The following is a 21171-nucleotide window of genomic DNA, read 5'->3' on the forward strand; positions in this document are numbered from 1 at the left end:
CATCGCGCGCTTGAGCATGCTGGGTTTCGAGCTGTTTCTTCTGGTCATCGGTGAGGTATATTTTCATGAGGTGTAGCATGATCCTGATTTGAAATAAAATCAAGCACCTTCAATGATCACCGGTATATACGGGCTTAACAGTAAGCACTGCGCCCCTAATGAAATCCGTACCATTGCGCCTTTAATTGTAAAACACCTATGCGGATTAGGTTTACCTTATCCTTGGCCTATTCGGGCTAGCACTGGTTGGACTGAGCAAAAGAATAAGGTGCCATCCATGTTACTGGAGAGTCTCCAGATTTTAAACTAAGCTTAAAATCTGAACAGACATTAACAAGGAGGTTATGATGCCGCGCCCTCGTAGAAGCCAAATTAGCCTAGAAGACACCCCCTGTTACCATTGTTGTAGTCGCGTTATTCGCCGTGCTTTTCTCTGCGGCGATGACAAGTTTTCTGGTAAAAACTACGACCACAGACGTGCTTGGGTAGATGCTCAGCTGCTTAAATTTGCGGAGGTTTTCGCTATTGATGTTGCGGCCTATGCAGTGATGAGTAATCATCTGCATGTTGTGCTCAGTATCGACATATATCAAGCCAACAGTTGGTCTGATGCCGAGGTAATAAGTCATTGGCATCAGTTATTTAAGGGTACTGATACAAGCCAAAAGTTTGCTCATGGTGAAACGCTTGAAGATTATGAACAGTTGCAGCTTAGTCACACAGTTGCTTTATATCGCAGCCGATTAAGCGATATTTCTTGGTTCATGCGGGCATTGAACGAACCGATAGCAAGGCAAGCAAATCAAGAAGATAACTGCACTGGCCGCTTCTGGGAGGGACGTTTTAAATCGCAAGCACTGCTCGATGAGGCGGCAGTATTAGCCTGCATGGCTTATGTCGACCTCAATCCCATTCGGGCAAATATGGCAGACACGCCAGAGCAATCAGACCATACCAGTATTCAACTACGAATTAGGGCTGCGCTGAAAGGTGAGCAACCACAGAGCCTACTGCCTTTCATTGGTAATGATCGTAAAGACCAACCCAAGGGCATCGCATTTTCGCTGCAAGATTATCTTGGATTGGTTGATGATACGGGACGCATTATTCGCAACGATAAGCGTGGCGCTATTAGCACATATAGCGCTAAGTTACTCACAAGATTGAATATCCCTCAAGATAACTGGCTCAAACTCACCACCGAGTTCGGTAAGCTATTTCACGGCCCAGTCGGCACACTTCAAGAACTTACCCACTATTGTGAGCATCTAGAAAAACGCCGACGACACTTCGCCAGTTGTTGCCAGCACTTAAAAGCGGGCTGACTTAAATCTCGAATTCAACATCTAAGTGCATCAATGACTGCTTAGGCCGCTGAAACTGCATGGGGTGGGATACTGTTGCCTGAAATCTCTATTTTTCACTGATATTTGCTTATTTCGTTACTCATGAACCGTCCATTTGAACCGCTTTATTGCATTTTGGGTCAGTATAAACTTTATTTGATTACCATACATTTTCTAATCCCAGTAGTTACTTTTAGAGCCTCAGTTCTAACAAACTTTTGTCCAAAAGAGAGCTTGAGGATAAAGTTGATTGCCCTTTCCAGTCCACTAGGTGCAGATAAGATTGGTGCATATATTGATACCCGAGCACTTTCTGATTATTATCATTTTGCTGTAAATTGAGTATATTACATCAACTTCTTGACTTCGGTACTTCCCAAAGGATATCTAGGTAAAGCCATTACTTACGCCCTAAACCAATGGCCGAAATTATTAACTTATCTTGATGATGGCGATATTAGCATCGACAATAATGTCACCGAACGAGATATTCGCCCGTTTACAACGGGGCGCAAAAACTGGATGTTCTCAACGTCAGTCAACGGCGCGCATGCCAGTGCGAACTTATACAGTTTAGTGATGACCTGTCGCGCGAACGATATCAGTCCATATTATTACTTCAGGCACTTGTTTACCGAGTTGCCCAAGCGTCTACCTACCGACGATTTGACCGATTTAATGCCGTGGAATGTTGATCTAAGCAATATCGATTAACGCTTCACTGCTTCATTTACCGCTTACGTTGCAAAAAGATCTAGACGAATGGATAAATTACTACAACAATAACCGAACTCATCAAGGTAAAATGTGCTGCGGAAGAACACCGCTTGAAACATTACTCGATGGAAAACAGATTTGGGCCGAAAAAAACTTAGCTCAAATCTAAGCTGACAGACACCATTTAAAATGGGTAACTGTCAGATCAAGTCTGAGCTAGTACAACTTAATAGATAATGCCGCTCTATTTTCATGTAAATTGATCTTCCTCCATTTTGTTTTTCGCTAGAGTTATGTCTTCGTCCCGACCTTTTCTGAGAATGTTCAATTCTTTTCTATATTCGGTCACGCAGATTAATTCTTTTTCAAGTCTTTTGATTAATATATTATTTCTGTCATCAAACCTCTGAATAGCACGTATAATTTCGGCAGATGAAATCGTTTTTTGATACCCTGACATTCTCGCAAATGCTTGTTTTATATATGTGTCTAATGATTCTGTAAGTTTGTGTCCGGTGTACTGTATAACTTCTGCTTTAAAGGTTTCCTGCCCCATTAATTGTTGCCTGAATTTATCTTCGTTTTCAAATTTGTGTCTTTCAATTAGTAATACAAATAAGTTAGTGCAGAAAGCATGTCTGAACATGTGGTTACATACTTGCTCTGCGATTTTTGCAAAGGTTCTAATGTTATACATTTCTGTACTTAATGTTTCTGGACTAAGCTTTTGACCGTCTTTTTCAGAGATAAAGAGCCAGCCGTGATCTTTGTTCTTTCCTATTGTTTTTTTAATTATTTTTTCTCGACTTATTCTGATAAATTTAAGCAAGTCATTTATAAACATTCGACTGACAGGAATAACTCTTTCACCTGTATCATTTTTTAACGTAAGTAAACGTAGCATTGGTTCATCCATCGCAGCTGCAGTTTGTATATCTTGAACTGTGATGTCAGCTATTTCACCTCGACGAGCACCTGTATTTATAAGAGTATTTATTTGAATATCTCTTCTTTGTGCAACAAAATTAGAACTGTCCATTTCGTAAATAGCATCATAGATTTTGTCAATGTTTTTTTGTGATACGGGCTTCCTCGTCACCTTTTTTCCTGCATAGATAAAAGAGTGATGATCCCAGTAGGTTGTTGGAACTTTCTTGCTTGGATGAGTATTAATTTTTTGTTCAGCGCGAATTACGCCTTCTTTACCGACAAAGTTATCTTCTCCATAAAATTTACCGATATAGTCCAAAAAATCTAAGCAAACTCGACCTGTACTACTTATACTTTCTTCGTTTTTCTTTTTATGTTTGGGGTTACGAGGATCTCTTTCTTTCCTTAAATCGGAAATAAATTCACTAAATAAGCCATCACTTAAATGTTGAAATGGAATATTTCTAAAATAACAAAAACGTATCAACTGAGCAACTTTACCCGCATAATCACCTATTGTTCCTCCATTTCTACCTCGACGAGACAAAAGGCGATTTCCCTTACCTTTGCGTTCTAACATTTCAAGCATGTAAAGGTTTGCAATCATGCATGGAGTATTATCAGGAAAAACTATATGGGGGAGGTTTGAGGCATCTTTAGTTGTAGTTCGTCCCAGAGATCTGGATTTTAATACAACTAAATCCTTCAATGGAGTGTGAAGTTTTTTTTTCTTACAATTCATCTGCTTCACCCCTTACTATACTAACAACGGTTCCGCTAGTTTTTATTTTATTATATGGAGGTTGGTTGAGTGCAACTATTGCCCTAAGCTTTTCTAAGCCTATTATAGCGCGTTCTTCTCTTAGTTCTTTGTTCGTTGTTTCTGAAACTGTTTTTATTGTGTGCATGGCCCCTGATAGGGCTTGTAGTAATATGAAATTAACGGCTTTTTGCTTTGTTAATGTGTCTTCGTTTACTTTGATAATCGCTTGTAGACCAGTTTTGGTACTTTTTAGTGGTTTATTTTTTTTATTTAGCTCGCTTTCAATTGCAACTTTTGCATCTATTCTAAGCTCATTAATAATATCCCATCCATCCTCTAATCTCTCACCAAATAGATTTTTGGTATGTTTTTTTAGTGTATTGAGTGTCATCTTCCCTTTATTGATGGAGTATGTTTGACATTCCCATACGCCTTCTAATTTAGCAATTCCATTTTGGCTTGCCAGTGCTCTTTTGAAATTAAGATCATTAATGAATCGGCTCGGTTTTTTAATTGCTTCGTTTAATAATTCATAAATAGCTTCTGTTGATGCTTCATAACTTATTGAAATATTAGTTGGCTTATTATTCATTAATTAGCTCCCGTTATTTTTGTTATAATACGCATTCTTCTTTCATTTTCATCTTCAAAGAATTCTGGTTCTACACTTGCTTTGCCTTCTTTAAGTAGCTCATCTATGTATTCCTCTAACTCTTCTGCGTCGATAACGGAAAATTCCGTGGTATTAAATTTTTTATAAACAAAATCAGCTAAATTACTATATTCCTTCCCGCCTTTTACGAGAGACTCTGCAACATACTGTGCTTTAGCACCTCGGAGAACTGAGCCTTGTACGCTCTCTGTGATGTAATTCCATACATGTTCAGGATCTGTATGTCCTAGCATCCATTGAAGTGTCTCAATGCCCCCAATTTGGCTAGAATGAAAAAATAGTAACGCAAAAAATCGTCTAAGTTGGTGTTGTCTTAGATAGTATCGTTCACCATTTTCGTTAGTATCTGTCTGAATATAATCACAAAATAAATCAACATAAGAATCTGAGCATCTTCGGTTTGTACTGAATTTACCTGAAGCATTTATTTGTGGCGGAGAAAATAGCTTTGTATAGCCATCAAGCAGACCAAGTTCGATATGTTTATCTTGTAATTTTATGAGGTTTTGCATCATATCAACAGCGATAGGATCAATTGGTCTAGCCTCTGTATTACGTGCACCGAAAAGCATTTTAGACGTTTTACGCTTTTCAAAAATAAGCCATTGTTCAGTATTATCCAAGCACTCCCCAGCTTTTAGATCTAGCAATTCTCCATCGCGTCTTGCTACTAATACGCCAACGATGATTTTTACAGCACCATAATAAACATGAACTAGATCTAATAACCCCTGATTACTTCGTAATTTATTAAAGTAACTTGCTGTGTTTGCACCTCTATTGGGATTTAGGCCTTCACCGGTGCTTATACAGGTTAAACCTAAGCGGGATACTCCAATCTCATTTAATTTAGTTGGTAGTATTTCCAAAAAATCATCATTAGTAATGCTAGTTAAAGGTATTTTTTTCTGTGTGGCATATTTGATTACATCATTCCAAGTATCAATTAATAAATCACCATATTTCAGGTGAAACTCAATGGCTTCCCTAATTACTCTAAAAACCAGATCGTAAGGTACGGTTTTAAATCTACCTTTTGGAGTACGAACTTTTGGTTCATATAAATTTAATTTATCTAGTTCATCTTGTGGGGGCGCGGGCAACTCGAGGGTATTTAAGGCTTGTATTTTATTTAAAGCTCGACAATATTCTTGTAAATTACCCCAAGAAAGGAGATCGCTTTCTTTTGTCGTGACTTTAACTCCCTCGCATTCCCTATCCATGATGCTTTCATTTTCAAAGTTAACTTCTAGCGATGGAAAGGCTATCTTTGCCACTGTTTTTACATAAAGAGTGTTTTTGTATATATCTTTAGCAACTTTTGATGTATTCATCCCCCAGACTCCGCCAAAGTTATTCTTTCTGGAGGAACCATGTTTACGGTATCCTAACTGATTTAGAAATATGGCAGCTCGAATAGAGATAATCTTATCTTCGGATAGCCCAAGGGGACATTCACTTAATAGATCTGGATCAACATCTAATGTAGATGGATAGCGTACAAGGAATCGAATAATGTCTTCATTATCAGTCTTAGATAACAACTCAAGTAAGTATTTTGATATCCTAGACGACCAATCATAAAGGCTTTCATTAGTGTCTTTATTTGAATAAACTTTATCCAATAAAGCTGTTAGATCATCCAGAGTGATTGCACCAAGACCAAACTCCTTTAACTTATACTGACTTCCGTTCAATAAAAGGTGATCAATAATACGTAGAACAGACCTGAAATCTCGATTCATGGTGGTCTTTGCTGCACTTAACTTATTACCCGCTACTGCGGCAGGGGCTGATTACACTTTTTGACCAGTACCGAAAATAATCTCTTCTCTGAAATCGTCACTCCAGCAAGCTCGATTAAATTTCTGATTCTGGCTTGTTTTAGCTGGATGAAGCTTCACTAAGTTGAGTGCCCATCGCCTTAAAATAGCCAGAATACTGGCACCATCCTCATCATACATTTTTTGCTTATCTTCTTGAAATAGCGTGTCTAAAAGCCAATGCTGATTGTTTTCTGTTTGCCAATGCGCCCGAATTGCGCATCCAAATGCCTTTGAAGTCATCACGGCACTACTCACATAAAAGTGCGTGTCTATACTGGTTTTGTTACCCACTTTTCGATGACGTTCTACTGCTATTAATGTTTTTAGTTGAGGCCATTTCATCTTCATTTCGTCGGGTAAATTTAACGGACACTGAAACGTTATCCGTTTTTCAACTCGACCATGGCCATTATCATCTTGCGTATAACATTCAGCATCAGGATACTTTTCAATATAATCAGCAAATTGTGCCTGTACAGACTCGTAGAGTTTGGGCTGATTACCTTTCACTTGAAGAATGCAATCACCACCTTCTTTCACTATATAATCAAGTGTTTGCGTTTGGCAGTGAAGGGCATCAAATGTCAGTAATTCCGATTTCAAATCAAGGCATGTGAGTAACTCTTGAACGAGTTTGAGTTCACTCTTTTTGCTCGCGCCTGATTTTGCATTAAACACCAACCCTGACTCTGTATCATAAGCCGTTACCATGTGTAACGCTGAGCTTGAAGCGGATGCTTTGGCGCCTTTAAGTACTTTACCGTCGATAGCTATCGATGATTGCCTTGTATTGATGCGGTGCTCATTCACCCAACTCATCAGTGCATCAAGTAGAGATTGTTTAGATACGCCTCTGAAAATGCGACCAATGCTTTGCTGGCTGGGAATACCATTAGCGAATGGGCGATGTTGGCGTAACCATTCCAATTTCAATGTGCCGAACTCATGGCAATCAGCCCAACTTTGGGCTCCTGAGATAACAGCACTAAGTACAAGAAAGCAGATATCAATGACATCATGTTCTTGATTTATATGGGAACGGCAATCAGTAATTTTATCAAGATGTTTAAGCATAGTAAGTCGGGAGCCAAAGAAAAAAGAGGGTTATTTGATCACACTGGCGAGATCAATCAAGTCTTTTTTTATCTCTTTGTTTTTAAAGATAACGTGTGAAAAATGATCGAGTATGATCAGCCCCTGCTACTGCGGAACCAACATTCCGATCTGTAGAAGCGATTAACCAATGCTTCAGGCTTATTAATAATTGGTGATTATTTTCATCTGTAAGTTGTGATCCATCGTATAAATGTATATTCCAATCCAGTTCTTTATTCTTTTTAAAGTCGAAGTTGTATACCCATAAATTTGACTCGAATGGAGACTTTAACCAATCAGCTTTCGTAAATTGATTCTCATAATCGGTGCTAATAAATTCTTCAAGAAAATCAAGTTCAGTTAGTAGTGGCATAAATTAAATTCTCCATTGATTTAGGATTGATGTGGGCCTTGGCTTTTGAAAGTTTAGACTTTAAGTTACGGTCATTACCGCGGTTAATTTCTGAAGTTATGAACTCAGAGACTTTACTCCAATATTTGGCATAACCATTGATGGCTATATTGTCTGGAGAAGATTTAACCGCACTTTCTAGTGACATAAGAGCAACTAAAATGCCTTTATCTACAGAGAAATACACTTGTGAATTATCATCTGATTTAGCTTTTTTCTCTCTTTTTTGATCACTATCGATGTGAGCATCTATAACTGATTTCGATATATTCTTGAGTGCATGGTTAGTTAAGAATTGGTGTAAATCTTCCATTTTTTTAAATTTTGTTGCTTCTAGAAGGTATTCACTATCTTTCATTGCCTCACAAATAATCGCTTTTTGAAAAAGACGAACCCAACGTGATTGAAAAAATGCTAAAATTGGTTCAGGTAAATACTCTCGCAATTGGTCCCGAGTTACATTTGTATGCCCAAGTGCTTTCGACATTTCTTGAATACTATTTGTCTCAAGCTAGACAAGTACTGCTGCAGAAGCCCTGATAGATGTTAAAGAAATGCGCCAAATAAAATGGTCTAAATCCTCTTCACGTTTATTGGTAAATTTTTTAATTTCGTCACGAAACCTGTTGTAGGCTGCAACGTTTCGGTCTCTTTGACTTTTGTTATAGGTTATATTCACAGCTTTAATCTTGTTCTTCATTCCACCGCTATAATTTACAAAAAGATAACGACAAAGATCATTGTTGTCAGATTTTAATGATTGTCGGACAGGTTCGGTGATTGCAATAACTTCTTTTACTAGTTGAGCTGTTTGCTCTGTCAGCTGAATTTGTTGTTCTGAGTGTTTCGGCGTTTTTCTATCTTTATAACCAGTAAGCCAATAAACACCATCAATTTCAACAAATCCCACAAGATCATTTTTTTTGTCATAAAGCTCTAAATCACGAAGGTACTGAGGCGTTATTTCAGGGTGTTCACTTGTTAGTAATACTTTATATGGATCTAGGTCATAACTATTTCGGGGAAGACCAAGCTGATACATTACATCAGTAGAGTTAATCCGTTGCTGAAATTTAAAATTAAAACCTTTGGTGTCTCCTCTTTCTTCAAATATTGCTGCAAGGTAGCAAATTAATTCATCATCTATCGGTGCAACATGACCAAACTCCTTATTGATACTAGTAAACGCTCTCCCTTTTTGTGCTAGTTTTTTACAGCGTAAATGACGCTTATAAAGGTCATTGGCTTGTGATATAGCCCAAGATTTTATTGAGTTTAAATCAGTAGAAATATTTCCAAACAATAGTTCTAATGCTTCTTCGTCTGTTACTTGCATTGGCACATCAGTCAGAAGCTTTCGTTTTATTTCTATCCCATTTTTATCTTTTTTAATATTTGTTTCTCGTGCATTAATTCCTTCGTTTATAATATGTGGTAGCTTTCCTGATATAGGATTTTTCCAAACACCAGAGGCAATAAAGGTTTCAGTTACAAAATTCGAAAATAAATTCCACTCAGAGATCACATTGATTTTGTTTCGTTTTTTTTCAATTAACTCTTTAAGGAAATAATATTTACAATATTGTTTAAAAAGATCATCAATTTGTCGAGGATCTTGGAATGTTGATTCGCTATAAATACTCTTATTATTAACTAAGAACTTAAAGAATTTGTTAAATTCGGTTACTCTTGGTAGAGCATGCTTTAACGTGTTTTCTACAATTCGCTTATGAATAGTATTAGCAAATTCTGATGAGAACTCTCTATAAATACCTTGAGCCTCAAGGTATGTTACAGTTCCTTTTCTTCCTATAACGGGGAAGCCTGACCAATAATTTTCTCGCTTTAAGTTCGTTGGACTTTTCATGGCCACCCACTTTACGATAAACTTATCTTTATTTTCTCTAAGGAAGCCCCTGCGTTTCTTTCCTCCAAGTGCGAATCTTTCATCTCGTTCAATATATGGGTTCATTGTTCCTACTCCCAGATAAAAAGCATCTACAAAATTTAAGATGGTATCAGCATTAAACTCTATCATTTCACCTGATAATAGAGAGCCGATAAAGCCATGTGTAAGTTTTGCAAAATCTGGTTGTTGTAAGCTGAGATACGAAACTTTATTATCTGTAACGTCACAAAATGCTTCAAATATCTTGATTAATATAATTGGTTGTACATATCTGTTTTTTACATTTACCGCGTTTAATAAGCAATTTACGGCTGCAGTTTGAATTGCTTTAAAAGGGTAATATTTTAATGATTTTGAGTATTTGATAATTGTCATAGTTTTCCCACTGTCTTTTTTGGTGTTAAGTTTATGATATTATAGGTTTTATTAAGCGAATGACAATATTGGATGTTTAGCAAAGGCAGTAACTTTGTTAAATACTTTAAAAAGCAAACCGAATTGACCCCAAGCCAATTTTTGAAACACCATTTGTCTTAACGGGTTCGACTTTTACCATTTTTATGCCTATTTACACTCTATTAACAAATAGGTGCACCTTATAAACTGTCCTCATTGAAACCAGAGGACTTAATCATGAATACCATTACTCACAACATTATTGCAGTTAACAGCACATCAGCAGCGCGTAAATCTATTATCAGTGCACTTATTACGAGTGCGTTATTGGGTGGAGCCTTAGTGTCTGGCAACAGCGCTGCGGCAACCGAAAAAACACAAGGTCAAGTCAGCTATAAGCAACAAGCGGTTGAGTTAGTCAGCAGCATTGAAACTGGTGACCCCGCACCCATAGGCTATATCAACCCTAACAAATACATTCAACATAACTTAGCGGTTGCCGATGGATTAGCTGGTTTTGGTGCGGTAATGCAGCAGTTACCTAAAGGCAGCGCAAAAGCGCAGGTTAAACGTGCATTTCAAGACGGTAATTATGTGGTTACGCACACCGAATATAACTTTTTCGGCCCAAAAGTTGGCTTTGATATTTTCCGCTTTTAAGACGGTAAAATAGTTGAGCATTGGGATAACCTACAAACCATCGCTGCGGTAAACCCAAGTGGTCATACACAGTTTGATGGCGCAACAAAGATCACTGACTTAGACAAAACAGAGCAAAATAAAACCTTAGTGGCCGATTTTGTAAACACCATCTTGATCAAAGGTGATATGGCCAAAATAGGTCAATTTATTGGTAGTGAAGATACTGATTATATTCAGCATAACCCTAATATTGGCGACGGCTTAAATAACCTTGGCAACGCCTTAGGTGAGCTCGCTAAAATGGGCATGCTAATGGTTGTAAAAACCAATCATAAAGTGCTTGGCGAAGGTAACTTTGTGTTGTCGATTAGCGAAGGCACATTTATGCAACAACATGTGGCGTTTTATGACTTGTTCCGTGTTGAAAATAATATGATTGTGGAACATTGGGACACCATTGAAACCATTCCAGCCAAAGCCGATTGGAAAAACAGCAACGGTAAATTTGGTTTTTAATCGCCAATGAGTTGTGTACTGCATTTTATAAAACACAGGCCGCTTTTAGCTGCCTGTGTTTTTTACGTATATGCACACTTTTTATGGCGTCAGCAATTGCCTTAACGAATGCCTAAATTGCTTAAACATTGGCTCAAGGCTGTAGCGATGATGCTGAATAACATCAACATTGGCATGCCAGCCCATATCGATAAACTCGCTGGGCAATATTACCAGTTGACCATTGTTGACATATTCATTGGCAATATGATTGGGCAGTAAACACCAGCCATTGCCCTGTAATGTCAGTTCAAGTAACACATAATAGTTGTCTGCGTACCAAACCTCTGGGCTCAAGGCGAGCTGAAAGTCACTCGATTTGTTATTACGCGAGCGCATGAGCAGTTGCCTATGCAATTTAAGGTTGGCCAGATTATTAACTGGTTGTTGAGCTAGCGGGTGAGCGCTCGCAACATAAATATCAAACTTAATCGAACCAATGGATTCATAATCAATGTAAGGAGGCAGTGACAAGTCACTAAAAATTATCCCTGTCACCGCTTTGTTAGAGTCAATCATGTCGACAATATCGATACTCGATGCGGTAAAAAATTCCAGCGTGGTATTGGGGAAATCGATTTCGAGTTGATTAACCATACTGGAGAGTTTTTGAAAGGGTATACCTTCATCTAAGCCGATGGTGAGCTCTGAAATAAACGGTTTATCAAGATGTTGGGCGCATGAACGTAAGCGTTGATGTTGCGCTAACAACACTTGCGCGTGTGATAACAACGTATGTCCTGCCTGGGTAAGTTGTGGATAACGGCCGCTGCGGTCAAATAACGCAGCATTACAATCTATTTCAAGGTTGATGACATGTTGGCTTACTACTGATTGCGCTTTATTGAGCGACCGCGCCGCAGATGAAAATGAACCCGTCTTGGCTGTTTCTACAAATGCTTCGAGTTGATCAATGCTATACATATCGCTTTTCCAGATACTATCTAACTATTATGTATCCTTATATTGGATGATAATGAGCTAAACGTCACCAATAAATGAGTTCATCATGCAAAGAAAAGAACGGATATTTCACGCAGTGTCTTTTGAAGTGTTGGCTGCGGCTATTATTGTCCCTGTGAGCGCAATATTAATGGAGAAAAGCACGACAGATATGTTGGTGGTCAGTATTGGTTTGTCACTTCTTGCTGTGATGTGGAACTACGTCTACAACATTTGGTTCGACAAGTTATTGGGTAGCGACCGAATTAATCGTACATTAGCAATGCGTATCGTTCATGCTACGGGTTTTGAAGGCGGCTTGTTAGTTGTAACTCTTCCAATGGTATCCTGGTATTTAAGTTTAAACCTCATCGATACCATGATGCTTGAAGGTGGCGTGTTATTGTTTTTCTTTGTTTACACTGCCGTATTCAATTGGGCCTACGATATTTATCAACCCTATCAGCGCTGGTTTGGCAAAACCATTGGCGTAAGATAAACCGATTATTGGTTAAGTCATTACTGCCAAAAAATTAGCCGTTTTATATTACTGTCATGGTTACTATGGCATCATCAATCGGTATTCATTGTTGCAGGGTGGCAAGCATAATGCTTTATCGTTTTAATCAATTGTTAGTTGCTGTGTGTGCCATGTTGCTGCTTAGCTGTGTCCAAGCAGATACGTTAGCGCCATTTACTAGTGACGGTTGTAGTGCATTTCCTAATGGTACCTTTGAGCAACGTGAACTGTGGCTTACGTGCTGCCAAAAACACGACTTTGATTACTGGAAAGGCGGCACTTTTGATGAGCGATTAGCCTCAGATAAAGCCTTGCGAGTCTGTGTTGCTAAAGTTGGCCAACCACAAATTGCCTTGTTGATGTTAGCCGGGGTGAGGGTTGGCGGGACACCGTATTTACCGACGCAATTTAGATGGGGCTATGGCTGGCCCTATCCCAGAGATTATAGTGCATTAACTGCCGATGAACTCAAACAAGTCGAGTTATTATCGACACAAGTTTTCATGATAAATAATACTGACAAATAGATTAAAAATATTAACTCTAATAGTTTTTATGATTTAAAAAGTGATCTATTATTGAACTCATCAAGTCTCAACAAGTAGATAAAGACAATATTTAGCAATGGCGACAAAGATCACAATTTGATAAATGTGATGCGATATATTGTCTGGTAGATTAATTCATTAAAATAAGGAGTTAACATGACAGAGATCGATATTGGTATCAAAAAAGATGACCGTCTTAAAATCGCTGAAGGTCTAAAAAGTTTATTGGCCGACTCGTATACCCTTTATTTGCAAACCCATAACTTTCACTGGAACGTTACCGGGCCTCAGTTTCGCGAATTACACCTGATGTTTGAAGAGCATTACACTGAGCTTGCCACTGCAGTTGATGATATCGCAGAGCGTATTCGTACCCTTGATGTTGCCGCGCCTGGAACATATAAAGAATTTGCTCGTTTGAGTTCGATTAAAGAGGTTGAAGGCGTACCGTCTTCAATCGATATGGTTGAGTTACTGATAAAAGGCCATGAGCAAGTGGTCAGAACCTCGCGAGAAGTGCTCAAGTTAGCCCAAGAGGCTGATGATGAGTCAACAGCATCATTAGTGTCTGACCGTATGGGAATACACGAAAAAACCGCCTGGATGTTACGCGCAACCCGCAAGTAAGCGCACTTAAACAACCTAATTTTATAAACCGCTGGCTTTCAGCGGTTTTTATTTGCCGCTAGAAAAAGCCAACCAAACCCGTTAATGTATGATTTTTATTTTTATGATGATGCAGCCGTGACCTATAACACACACCTAACTGAACTGGCACAACATTTATTTGCGCAACGAAATTACCCCAATCCAAACTCAGATTTTGCTGTTAGTTTACAAAGCATTGAGCAAGCGATACGTGTTCAACAAAAAATGGCTGAGTTAAATGGCCATGTTACTGGTTGGAAATGCCTCGTGCCGCAAGCAAACGATCAACTTATTGTGGCGCCAATTCTGCAAGCCGCTGAGCGGGGGCAATTGTGTGGCATTATCCCGGCGATAAAAGATGAACAGTCTTTAGCATTAATAGAGCCAGAAATTGCCTTTATACTAGGCCAAGATATAGAGCCGTATCGCCACTATAGCCATGATGAGATTGATGCAGCAATCAGCGCGACTCATATGGCATTAGAGTTAATTCAAAACCGATTTAGCCGTGACAGCCAACCAAGCTATTTACAAAAATTGGCAGACGGATTAAGTAACCAGGGTGTGTATATTGGCCCGCAAATACCTAAATCGGTCGCTTATCAAGCAAGCCATGTTGATCTTGTGGTAACTGCAAATAACCAACAGCAGGTATTTAACGGTAAACATCCGTGTGAATTACCGCAATTACCCATTTACTGGATGATTAACTATTTGGCTGAGCAGGGGATTACACTCTGTGCTGGGCAGGCGATTATTACTGGTTCTTATTGCGGGGTGGTAAAAGTGCCGATGACTGCAGAGGTTACGATTGAGTATAAAGACATTGGCCAATTTACCGTGAGTTTTGTAGATGCATTAGCTTAATCATAACCGCTTCGGTCAAGATAAAAAAAGCGCCCCAGGCGCTTTTTTTATTGTGTTTCTAATTGAGTAAAAAACTCTTCTAGTTGTTGGCTAACCGTGTCGGTATCGCCTGTGGCTTTTAAGTATGAACGTAAGCCAATAATGTGTACCTGAAGTTTTTTAGCTAACTGCTGTTTATCAAACGCTTTAGATAAATCACCTTGCTGTTGTGCTTGTGCAATAATGCTAGCAAAACGATTTTCAACTTGAGTGAGTAAATCTTTAGCAATATCAAGCGTTTCTTGATGTGACTCATCAAGCTCTGCAAGTGTGCGCATTACCATGCATAACTCACTGGGTACACCTGCACTGCATGGCACAATTAAACCGCGCAAATATTGCTTTAATCCTGACCAAGGGCTGTCGTGCTGAGCTAATTGCTCATTAAGCGCATTTGTTGATGTTTGAGCATAATGGAGCAATGTTTGATTAAATAAATCGGCTTTGCTACCAAAAGCGGCATATATACTGCCTGGTCGCATGTCCATGGTAGTTTGAATTTCTCGCGTAGAGGTGGCCAAAAACCCTTTTTGCCAAAATAGGTTTCTTGCTTTTTCAAGTACGTCTTCGCGATCAAATTTAGAAATATTAGCCATGAGCCCCTCTTTAGTTAGTTTACCATTTTACGATATTGCATTGAGGTAAGGCCAGTTTATTGCATTAATTTTTAATCACGAATGGTTATATTCAATAATGTCCCGCCATGCACTCTGCTGTTTTTAGTATTTAGCACACCTTTGCATCACTTTTGATAACGTACTGCGATGAAGAAAATTTAAACCGATTACCTCAATGAAGCCGCATTTAAGCTTGTGCAGAGCGATGTCTGGCCTGCTAAACCAATCTAATAATGACATGTTCCATTGTTGATTAACCCATTATTATCAATTTTTATTTGATAATAATTCACTCATTAGCGCGTTTTTCTCTAAGTAATTAGTCGTTAATATACCTCCATCAGCACTAAGTTGTTCTGACAGTCGTAAACATTTTTTTACTTACATTCAGGTTTATCACGAGGTTTATTATGAAAAAGATGACAACATTATTTGCTGTGGCAACAGCCTTTATATGTAGTACAACACAAGCCGCTGAGTTCGAGGTGGTAGCAAAGTTTGATGGAACACGTCCTGGTAATGTAACCGTAACTGAACAGGGACGTACATTTCTTTCAATGCAACCGCTTGATGGCCCTGAGTTTCGTGTTGTTGAATTATTAAAAGATGGCTCAACAGTGCCGTTTCCTACTGTGGATTGGGCCGATGGCCCAGCAAAAGGTGAGGTGGGTTTATCATCTGTGATTGGTATTGATAGCACTGCAGACGGTGTTGTGTGGATCCTTGATATGGGCAGTGCGGATGCTGCGGCGCAAATTGTTGCCTGGGACACGGTTAACAACAAACTCTTTAAGCGTATCGAAATCAGTAAAAATGCCATGGTCGCGAACTCATTTTTACAAGATTTCGTTATCGACACTCAACGCCAGCAAATTTATATTGCCGATACTAGTTTAGGTAATTTATACGGAGAGCCAGCCCCAGCCTTTGTTGTAGTTGATTTAGCAAGCGGCAAAGCACGCCGCGTTTTACAGTCAAATAAGGCATTAATATCACCAAAGCATGATGTCATTATTGACGATTCACTGTTAGCAGCAAAACGTGAAGATGGCAGTGTTGATGCGCTTTATCTTAATTTAAACCCAATCACAATCGATGCTCAACAGCAGTGGGTCTATTTTGGTACCGTGAATGGAAGTGCTGTTTATCGTATTGCCGCAGCGGCGTTAGCCAATGACAAATTAACCGATAAAGAACTTGCCAACAAGATTGAGTTTTATAGTGAAAAACGCCCGAGTGATGGCATGATCATTGATAAAAACAACAACATTTATGTGGGCGATGTTGAACGTAATGCCATTGGTATTATTGGTCAAGATGGTTACAAGGTATTTGCACAAGATGACACATTATTGTCTTGGGCTGATGGTTTCTCTATTCAAGGTGGATATTTGTACGTGACTCAAAACTCACTGCATTTAAACCCAGCGCTTAACGCAGGTGAAGAAGGGGCCGCTAAACCATTTCACTTGTTACGCATCAAGCTAGATTAAGAGTGGTCATCCGAGCTTAATTGAGCTTGTTGTGTTTAACTACAAACAACCCGTAATGTTATGGCCATTACGGGTTGTTTTTTATTCACTCACGTTAAAAGAACGCGGTGATAACTCAGCCTTATTAGCTTACGACCACACACCGTCTTCGGTTTTACCTTGAATTTTCACATCGGCCAGTTTGAATTCAGGTTTGTTAGTGGCTTTAAGCTTAACTTGATAGTCGCGGGTTAAATTAACAATGGTGGGGGTTAACAGCATCAATGCACTGATATTCACCACAGTCATCAAGCCCAGAGCCATGTCGGCCATGTTCCACACTTCTTTTAAGGTGGCATTGGCGCCCCAATACACCATGCTTAAATACAGCAAGGTATACACAGTACGGCCATAAATGTTATCGAGTTTAAACAGGTGTAAGTTACTCTCGGCATAGGCATAATTGGCCACCACAGAGGTAAACGAAAATAGGGTGATAATAATAGCGACAAACATATCACCGCTCATACCCATATGGTGAGTCATGGCATTTTGTGTGATACGAATGCCTTCCATTTCGCTGCCGATATTACCTTGCGCCAGTAAAATCACAATGGCAGTACAGCTACACAACACCATAGTGTCGATAAACACCCCAAGCATTTGCACATAACCTTGAGCTACCGGATGGTTAGGTACTGGTGTTGCGCCCGCCGCGGCGTGAGGCACACTACCTGCACCGGCTTCGTTAGAATAAAGACCGCGTTGAATACCATTTTTGATTGCTGCGCCTAATGCACCAGCGCCCGCTTCGGTTAACCCAAAGGCTGAGTTAAATATGTCCATTAATACGGCAGGAACGTGTTGAATATTGATTAAAGTCACTGCTACCGCAGCCAAAATAAAGGCGAGGCCCATAAAGGGCACAATTAATTCGGCAAAGCGGGCGATACTGCGCAGGCCACCCATCACAATAATACCTGCTATGGCTGTAATAACGGCTCCGGAGTAAACGCTAGAGATATCAAAGGTGTGATTGAGGGCGTCGGTGATGGTGTTAGCTTGCATGGCACTAAAGCTAATGCCGTAACCTAAAAATAAACACAAGGCGAACAGCACAGCCAGCCAGGGTTTATTTAACCCCGCGCGAATATAGTAAGCGGGGCCGCCGCGGTATTCTTTATGATCATCGCGTACTTTATACAGCTGACCTAAAATACTCTCGGCAAACCCGGTTGCCATACCGAGCAGGGCTATTACCCACATCCAAAACACGGCGCCGCTGCCGCCAAGGGATATGGCCATGGCGACGCCTGCTAAGTTACCCGTACCTACACGGGCTGACAACCCGGTACACAAGGCCTGGTAAGAGCTAATCCCTGATTTATCGCCCTGGGTACTGCCTTTCATGACTTTGAACATGTAGGCAAAGTGACGCAGCTGAATAAATCGTAATCTCAGTGAAAACCACACACCGGCGAATACCAAAATATAAATCAATACCTGGTATTCGCCCCATAACACATTGTTGGCGAACGAGACAAAATCTTTAATCATTGAGTAACTTCCTTTATAAGTCTTTTTTTATTGTTTTAGGAGATCTTTGTCAGGCTTTGTTATGGGTAAATGCGGGTTATCTTTTCGATAAATGGATCCCTGCTAGCATACACCGAACAGAACCACCAGCCATTTCGATAGCTGATACATTTAATGGTAACAGAGTCACACTTTGATTTAATAACGCAATCTGCTCATGTGTCAATGCTTGATAGGCACATTGTGATAATGCTAAATAGCGGCCAGTTTTCGATTGCAACTCAAGGGCATTGCCACAAAAATGGCGAATTTGCTTGTCGGTTAGGTCGATAATGGTTCTGCCACTGTCTTCAAATCGGCTTATTATTTGTTGGCGTCGAGCCACATCTTTAATCATGTTAAAGCCTGCCATGACAAAATCACTGCCAATACACATTAAGACATTGGTGTGATAAATCGGCACACCGGCTTCATCTTCAGCGTCAAATACCATAGGTTCAAAATTAAACTGTGTGCAAAAACGCTCTAGCGCTAATGAGTCTGTGCGTTTTGATCTCACCGCATAGGCCACACGTTCAATATGGTCGAGTACCATGGCACCCGTGCCTTCAAGGTAAATGTTGTCGTATTCTAGGCCTGAATAGTCAATAACATCTTGCACACGGTATTGGGCTTTTAGCATATCAATAATATCAGTGCGACGCTCTTTACGACGGTTTTTGGCATACATAGGGTAAATAGCCACATGGCCCCCTAAGTGGGTCGAAAACCAATTGTTAGGAAACACTGAATCAGGGGTGTCGGTGCCTGTGTCTTCAAACACATGCACGTTAATGCCCGCAGCTTGTAACTGTTGTTGCGCCTGGCTAACTTGTTCATAAGCCTGTGTAGCAAGCAAAGCCTGGTCTTGGCTGACATCTCTGCTTTGGTAGCTATTGTCTGGCAGGGTTTCAGGGTTTGGACTGAAGTTGTGAGGGCGGATCATCACAACGGCTGATGGAGCTTGTGGATTAATGGCCATTATGCACCTACTACTAAGCGAGTCGCTTGTGTTGCTGGCGTTAATAAACCAAATAAATCACGAGGATTTGCTTGGTTTGTGAGTAGTTCAAGTTGCTGGTGGCTCGATTGTTGTTTAATTAAATCATGTACATAACGTAGAGCAGAAAAATCTTCAATCGCAAAACCCACCCCATCAAAAATGGTTAATTGCGCAGCAAAGCTACGGCCTTTACGATCGCCACGGATAACCTTATACATTTCGGTCACCACAAATGATGAGTCAAGTTGCTGAATGTCACCCTCGATACGGGTTTGTGGCTCATATTCAACAAATACGTCAGCGCGTAAAAGCAGTGCTGCTTCAAGTTCTGTTTTACCCGGGCAGTCGCCGCCAATCGCATTAATATGCACGCCATCTTGCACCATGTCACTGGTTAAAATAGTGGCATTACGCTTATCTGCAGTGCAGGTAGTAATGATTTCAGCGCCTTTTACAACCTCATGTGCACTGTCACATAAGATAATGTCGAGCCCTTGGTTGGCTAAATTTTGCTGGCACTTTAGCATGGCAGTGCGGTCGATATCGTAAATGCGCACCTGGTTAATGCCGAGTATTACTTTAAAGGCCAAAATTTGAAATTCAGACTGGGCACCACAGCCAATCATCGCCATGGTTTTCGCCTCTTTTGGCGCCAGGTATTTGGCCATCATGGCTGAGGTCGCAGCGGTGCGAAGCGCGGTGAGTATGGTCATTTCAGACAGCATTAATGGATAACCACTCTGTACATCAGCTAGCACACCAAAGGCGGTGACCGTTTGTAAACCAATGCGGGTGTTTTTAGGGTGGCCATTAACATATTTAAAGCTAAATTGTTGTTGGTCACTGGTCGGCATTAATTCAATCACACCATCGGTTGAATGGCTGGCAAAACGGGGTGATTTATCAAACAGTTCCCAGCGCAAATAATCTTGCTCCAGATATTCTACTAGGCCCAGTAAAAAGGCCTCTGTGCCAATGTGTTGTAATAGCGAAAGCATATCGCTAACGCTAACAAAGCCGACATTGTTTAAATTGGTGTTATTGACTGTGTGCATATTGCTCATTCCTATTGACTGTAACTCAGGGTAATTCATTTAATAAGATGATAGTCATTGGCAGAGTTAAACAAAATGGCAATTATTTGTAAAAAATGTACTATTATTTATCATTATGCTAGGTTGTATTAAGCATTTTGCTAAGTTTGATTGACGGTTTAAGGTGGTTCACATGTATTCTTCTGCTCATCCCTATTTGTACGACGATCTCGATAAGCAATTGATTTCAATTTTGCGAAAAGACGGCAGGGCATCCATTTCTAAATTGGCGCAGCTGCTGGATGTGTCCCGCGGGACCATACAAAATCGCCTAGATCGTCTTGTCAGTAGCGGGGCTATTTTAGGTTTTACCATTCGGGCTCATGAGCAAATTGAGTCAAATGTGGTGCGGGCCATCATGCTGATTGAAGTGGTGGGGCGCTCAACAACCCAAGTCATTAATAAATTAAGGGGGATCCCGCAGTTAGAAAAATTACACACAACAAACGGTGCCTGGGATTTAGTGGCCGACATTCGTGCCACTAGCCTTGAAGAATTTGATAAAGTATTACGTGAAGTGCGCTCAATTGAAGGCGTGCTTAATAGCGAAACCAGTATTTTATTAAGTACGGTATAACACTG

General features: G+C 40.0%; 21 protein-coding genes and 2 pseudogenes. 11 read left to right on the forward strand and 12 right to left on the reverse strand.

Annotated features, from left to right (window positions below):
• The first annotated feature begins 347 nt into the window (after positions 1-347).
• The 3 genes and pseudogenes from IEW93_RS15145 to IEW93_RS15155 form a co-directional block, all read left to right on the forward strand.
• A complete protein-coding gene (locus tag IEW93_RS15145) occupies positions 348-1325 on the forward strand; it encodes a transposase (RefSeq protein ID WP_188740194.1) in 978 nt (325 codons plus the stop codon).
• Positions 1326-1715: 390 nt separating this feature from the next.
• Positions 1716-2060, forward strand: a pseudogene (locus tag IEW93_RS15150) (IS66 family transposase); the annotation flags it as partial.
• Between the two features lie 28 nt (positions 2061-2088).
• Positions 2089-2232: pseudogene (locus tag IEW93_RS15155) on the forward strand (IS481 family transposase); the annotation flags it as partial.
• Between the two features lie 81 nt (positions 2233-2313).
• On the opposite strand, the gene IEW93_RS15160 reads toward IEW93_RS15155, so the two are convergent.
• The 7 genes from IEW93_RS15160 to IEW93_RS15185 all read right to left on the reverse strand — a co-directional run bounded on the left by IEW93_RS15160 (position 2314) and on the right by IEW93_RS15185 (position 10046).
• Positions 2314-3735: a tyrosine-type recombinase/integrase gene (locus IEW93_RS15160; protein ID WP_188740145.1), complete on the reverse strand. Its 1422-nt coding sequence runs from the start codon at positions 3733-3735 to the stop codon at positions 2314-2316.
• Positions 3725-4348 carry a hypothetical protein gene (locus tag IEW93_RS15165; protein ID WP_188740146.1) on the reverse strand — a complete coding sequence of 208 codons (624 nt, stop codon included), beginning with the start codon at positions 4346-4348 and terminating at the stop codon, positions 3725-3727. The genes IEW93_RS15160 and IEW93_RS15165 overlap by 11 nt, the downstream gene beginning before the upstream one ends.
• Positions 4348-6174, reverse strand: coding sequence for a hypothetical protein (locus IEW93_RS15170; RefSeq protein ID WP_229706700.1), 1827 nt, complete (start codon positions 6172-6174; stop codon positions 4348-4350). Before IEW93_RS15170 ends, IEW93_RS15165 begins: the two co-directional genes overlap by 1 nt.
• Before the next feature lie 51 nt (positions 6175-6225).
• Positions 6226-7329: an ISAs1 family transposase gene (locus IEW93_RS15175; RefSeq protein WP_188740147.1), complete on the reverse strand. Its 1104-nt coding sequence runs from the start codon at positions 7327-7329 to the stop codon at positions 6226-6228.
• 82 nt (positions 7330-7411) lie between these two features.
• Positions 7412-7723: a hypothetical protein gene (locus tag IEW93_RS15180; protein WP_229706701.1), complete on the reverse strand. Its 312-nt coding sequence runs from the start codon at positions 7721-7723 to the stop codon at positions 7412-7414.
• Positions 7707-8249, reverse strand: coding sequence for a hypothetical protein (locus IEW93_RS22035; RefSeq protein WP_229706702.1), 543 nt, complete (start codon positions 8247-8249; stop codon positions 7707-7709). Before IEW93_RS22035 ends, IEW93_RS15180 begins: the two co-directional genes overlap by 17 nt.
• Before the next feature lie 24 nt (positions 8250-8273).
• Positions 8274-10046: a hypothetical protein gene (locus IEW93_RS15185; RefSeq protein WP_229706703.1), complete on the reverse strand. Its 1773-nt coding sequence runs from the start codon at positions 10044-10046 to the stop codon at positions 8274-8276.
• Positions 10047-10304: 258 nt separating this feature from the next.
• Between IEW93_RS15185 and IEW93_RS22305 the strand changes: the two genes are divergently transcribed.
• Complete coding sequence (locus IEW93_RS22305) at positions 10305-10727, forward strand: nuclear transport factor 2 family protein (protein WP_308419222.1); 423 nt, start codon at positions 10305-10307, stop codon at positions 10725-10727.
• Positions 10728-10895: 168 nt separating this feature from the next.
• Positions 10896-11225, forward strand: a complete 330-nt coding sequence (locus tag IEW93_RS22310; protein WP_308419223.1) for a nuclear transport factor 2 family protein — start codon at positions 10896-10898, stop codon at positions 11223-11225.
• 81 nt (positions 11226-11306) lie between these two features.
• On the opposite strand, the gene IEW93_RS15195 is transcribed toward IEW93_RS22310, so the two are convergent.
• The gene (locus tag IEW93_RS15195) at positions 11307-12188 is read right to left on the reverse strand and encodes a LysR family transcriptional regulator (RefSeq protein WP_188740148.1); all 882 of its coding nucleotides are present in this window, start codon (positions 12186-12188) and stop codon (positions 11307-11309) included.
• 85 nt (positions 12189-12273) lie between these two features.
• Between IEW93_RS15195 and IEW93_RS15200 the strand changes: the two genes are divergently transcribed.
• The 4 genes from IEW93_RS15200 to IEW93_RS15215 all read left to right on the forward strand — a co-directional run bounded on the left by IEW93_RS15200 (position 12274) and on the right by IEW93_RS15215 (position 14789).
• Positions 12274-12705: a PACE efflux transporter gene (locus IEW93_RS15200; protein WP_188740149.1), complete on the forward strand. Its 432-nt coding sequence runs from the start codon at positions 12274-12276 to the stop codon at positions 12703-12705.
• A gap of 152 nt (positions 12706-12857) precedes the next feature.
• Positions 12858-13253, forward strand: a complete 396-nt coding sequence (locus tag IEW93_RS15205; protein WP_188740195.1) for a hypothetical protein — start codon at positions 12858-12860, stop codon at positions 13251-13253.
• 177 nt (positions 13254-13430) lie between these two features.
• On the forward strand, positions 13431-13901 hold the full coding sequence (locus IEW93_RS15210; protein WP_188740150.1) for a Dps family protein: 471 nt from the start codon (positions 13431-13433) through the stop codon (positions 13899-13901).
• 117 nt (positions 13902-14018) lie between these two features.
• Positions 14019-14789 carry a fumarylacetoacetate hydrolase family protein gene (locus IEW93_RS15215; protein ID WP_188740151.1) on the forward strand — a complete coding sequence of 257 codons (771 nt, stop codon included), beginning with the start codon at positions 14019-14021 and terminating at the stop codon, positions 14787-14789.
• Positions 14790-14836: 47 nt separating this feature from the next.
• Here the strand turns inward: IEW93_RS15215 and IEW93_RS15220 are convergent, their stop codons facing one another.
• Positions 14837-15424, reverse strand: coding sequence for a TetR/AcrR family transcriptional regulator (locus IEW93_RS15220; protein WP_188740152.1), 588 nt, complete (start codon positions 15422-15424; stop codon positions 14837-14839).
• Positions 15425-15855: 431 nt separating this feature from the next.
• On the opposite strand from IEW93_RS15220, the gene IEW93_RS15225 reads away from it, so the two are divergent.
• Complete coding sequence (locus tag IEW93_RS15225) at positions 15856-16938, forward strand: L-dopachrome tautomerase-related protein (RefSeq protein ID WP_229706704.1); 1083 nt, start codon at positions 15856-15858, stop codon at positions 16936-16938.
• 129 nt (positions 16939-17067) lie between these two features.
• Here the strand turns inward: IEW93_RS15225 and IEW93_RS15230 are convergent, their stop codons facing one another.
• From IEW93_RS15230 to ocd, 3 genes are all read right to left on the reverse strand, one after another.
• A complete protein-coding gene (locus IEW93_RS15230; protein WP_188740153.1) occupies positions 17068-18474 on the reverse strand; it encodes an alanine/glycine:cation symporter family protein in 1407 nt (468 codons plus the stop codon).
• A 76-nt stretch (positions 18475-18550) separates the two neighbouring features.
• A complete protein-coding gene (gene ctlX, locus IEW93_RS15235; RefSeq protein WP_188740154.1) occupies positions 18551-19474 on the reverse strand; it encodes a citrulline utilization hydrolase CtlX in 924 nt (307 codons plus the stop codon).
• Positions 19474-20550, reverse strand: a complete 1077-nt coding sequence (gene ocd, locus IEW93_RS15240) for an ornithine cyclodeaminase (RefSeq protein ID WP_188740155.1) — start codon at positions 20548-20550, stop codon at positions 19474-19476. Before ocd ends, ctlX begins: the two co-directional genes overlap by 1 nt.
• Positions 20551-20722: 172 nt before the next feature.
• Here ocd and IEW93_RS15245 point away from each other — a divergent pair, with 172 nt between their 5' ends.
• A complete protein-coding gene (locus IEW93_RS15245) occupies positions 20723-21166 on the forward strand; it encodes an Lrp/AsnC family transcriptional regulator (RefSeq protein ID WP_188740156.1) in 444 nt (147 codons plus the stop codon).
• Positions 21167-21171 lie beyond the last annotated feature (5 nt).

This window comes from Shewanella inventionis, assembly GCF_014641855.1.
GTDB lineage: Bacteria > Pseudomonadota > Gammaproteobacteria > Enterobacterales > Shewanellaceae > Shewanella > Shewanella inventionis.

What these genes read in the sequence shown, in the direction of transcription:
- IEW93_RS15145 (WP_188740194.1), top strand. Translation starts at nt 348, where the DNA reads ATGCCGCGCCCTCGTAGAAGCCAAATTAGCCTAGAAGACACCCCCTGT.
- IEW93_RS15160 (WP_188740145.1), bottom strand. Translation starts at nt 3,735, where the DNA reads ATGAATTGTAAGAAAAAAAAACTTCACACTCCATTGAAGGATTTAGTT.
- IEW93_RS15165 (WP_188740146.1), bottom strand. Translation starts at nt 4,348, where the DNA reads ATGAATAATAAGCCAACTAATATTTCAATAAGTTATGAAGCATCAACA.
- IEW93_RS15170 (WP_229706700.1), bottom strand. Translation starts at nt 6,174, where the DNA reads ATGAATCGAGATTTCAGGTCTGTTCTACGTATTATTGATCACCTTTTA.
- IEW93_RS15175 (WP_188740147.1), bottom strand. Translation starts at nt 7,329, where the DNA reads ATGCTTAAACATCTTGATAAAATTACTGATTGCCGTTCCCATATAAAT.
- IEW93_RS15180 (WP_229706701.1), bottom strand. Translation starts at nt 7,723, where the DNA reads ATGCCACTACTAACTGAACTTGATTTTCTTGAAGAATTTATTAGCACC.
- IEW93_RS22035 (WP_229706702.1), bottom strand. Translation starts at nt 8,249, where the DNA reads ATGTCGAAAGCACTTGGGCATACAAATGTAACTCGGGACCAATTGCGA.
- IEW93_RS15185 (WP_229706703.1), bottom strand. Translation starts at nt 10,046, where the DNA reads ATGACAATTATCAAATACTCAAAATCATTAAAATATTACCCTTTTAAA.
- IEW93_RS22305 (WP_308419222.1), top strand. Translation starts at nt 10,305, where the DNA reads ATGAATACCATTACTCACAACATTATTGCAGTTAACAGCACATCAGCA.
- IEW93_RS22310 (WP_308419223.1), top strand. Translation starts at nt 10,896, where the DNA reads ATGGCCAAAATAGGTCAATTTATTGGTAGTGAAGATACTGATTATATT.
- IEW93_RS15195 (WP_188740148.1), bottom strand. Translation starts at nt 12,188, where the DNA reads ATGTATAGCATTGATCAACTCGAAGCATTTGTAGAAACAGCCAAGACG.
- IEW93_RS15200 (WP_188740149.1), top strand. Translation starts at nt 12,274, where the DNA reads ATGCAAAGAAAAGAACGGATATTTCACGCAGTGTCTTTTGAAGTGTTG.
- IEW93_RS15205 (WP_188740195.1), top strand. Translation starts at nt 12,858, where the DNA reads ATGTTGCTGCTTAGCTGTGTCCAAGCAGATACGTTAGCGCCATTTACT.
- IEW93_RS15210 (WP_188740150.1), top strand. Translation starts at nt 13,431, where the DNA reads ATGACAGAGATCGATATTGGTATCAAAAAAGATGACCGTCTTAAAATC.
- IEW93_RS15220 (WP_188740152.1), bottom strand. Translation starts at nt 15,424, where the DNA reads ATGGCTAATATTTCTAAATTTGATCGCGAAGACGTACTTGAAAAAGCA.
- IEW93_RS15225 (WP_229706704.1), top strand. Translation starts at nt 15,856, where the DNA reads ATGAAAAAGATGACAACATTATTTGCTGTGGCAACAGCCTTTATATGT.
- IEW93_RS15230 (WP_188740153.1), bottom strand. Translation starts at nt 18,474, where the DNA reads ATGATTAAAGATTTTGTCTCGTTCGCCAACAATGTGTTATGGGGCGAA.
- ctlX (WP_188740154.1), bottom strand. Translation starts at nt 19,474, where the DNA reads ATGGCCATTAATCCACAAGCTCCATCAGCCGTTGTGATGATCCGCCCT.
- ocd (WP_188740155.1), bottom strand. Translation starts at nt 20,550, where the DNA reads ATGCACACAGTCAATAACACCAATTTAAACAATGTCGGCTTTGTTAGC.
- IEW93_RS15245 (WP_188740156.1), top strand. Translation starts at nt 20,723, where the DNA reads ATGTATTCTTCTGCTCATCCCTATTTGTACGACGATCTCGATAAGCAA.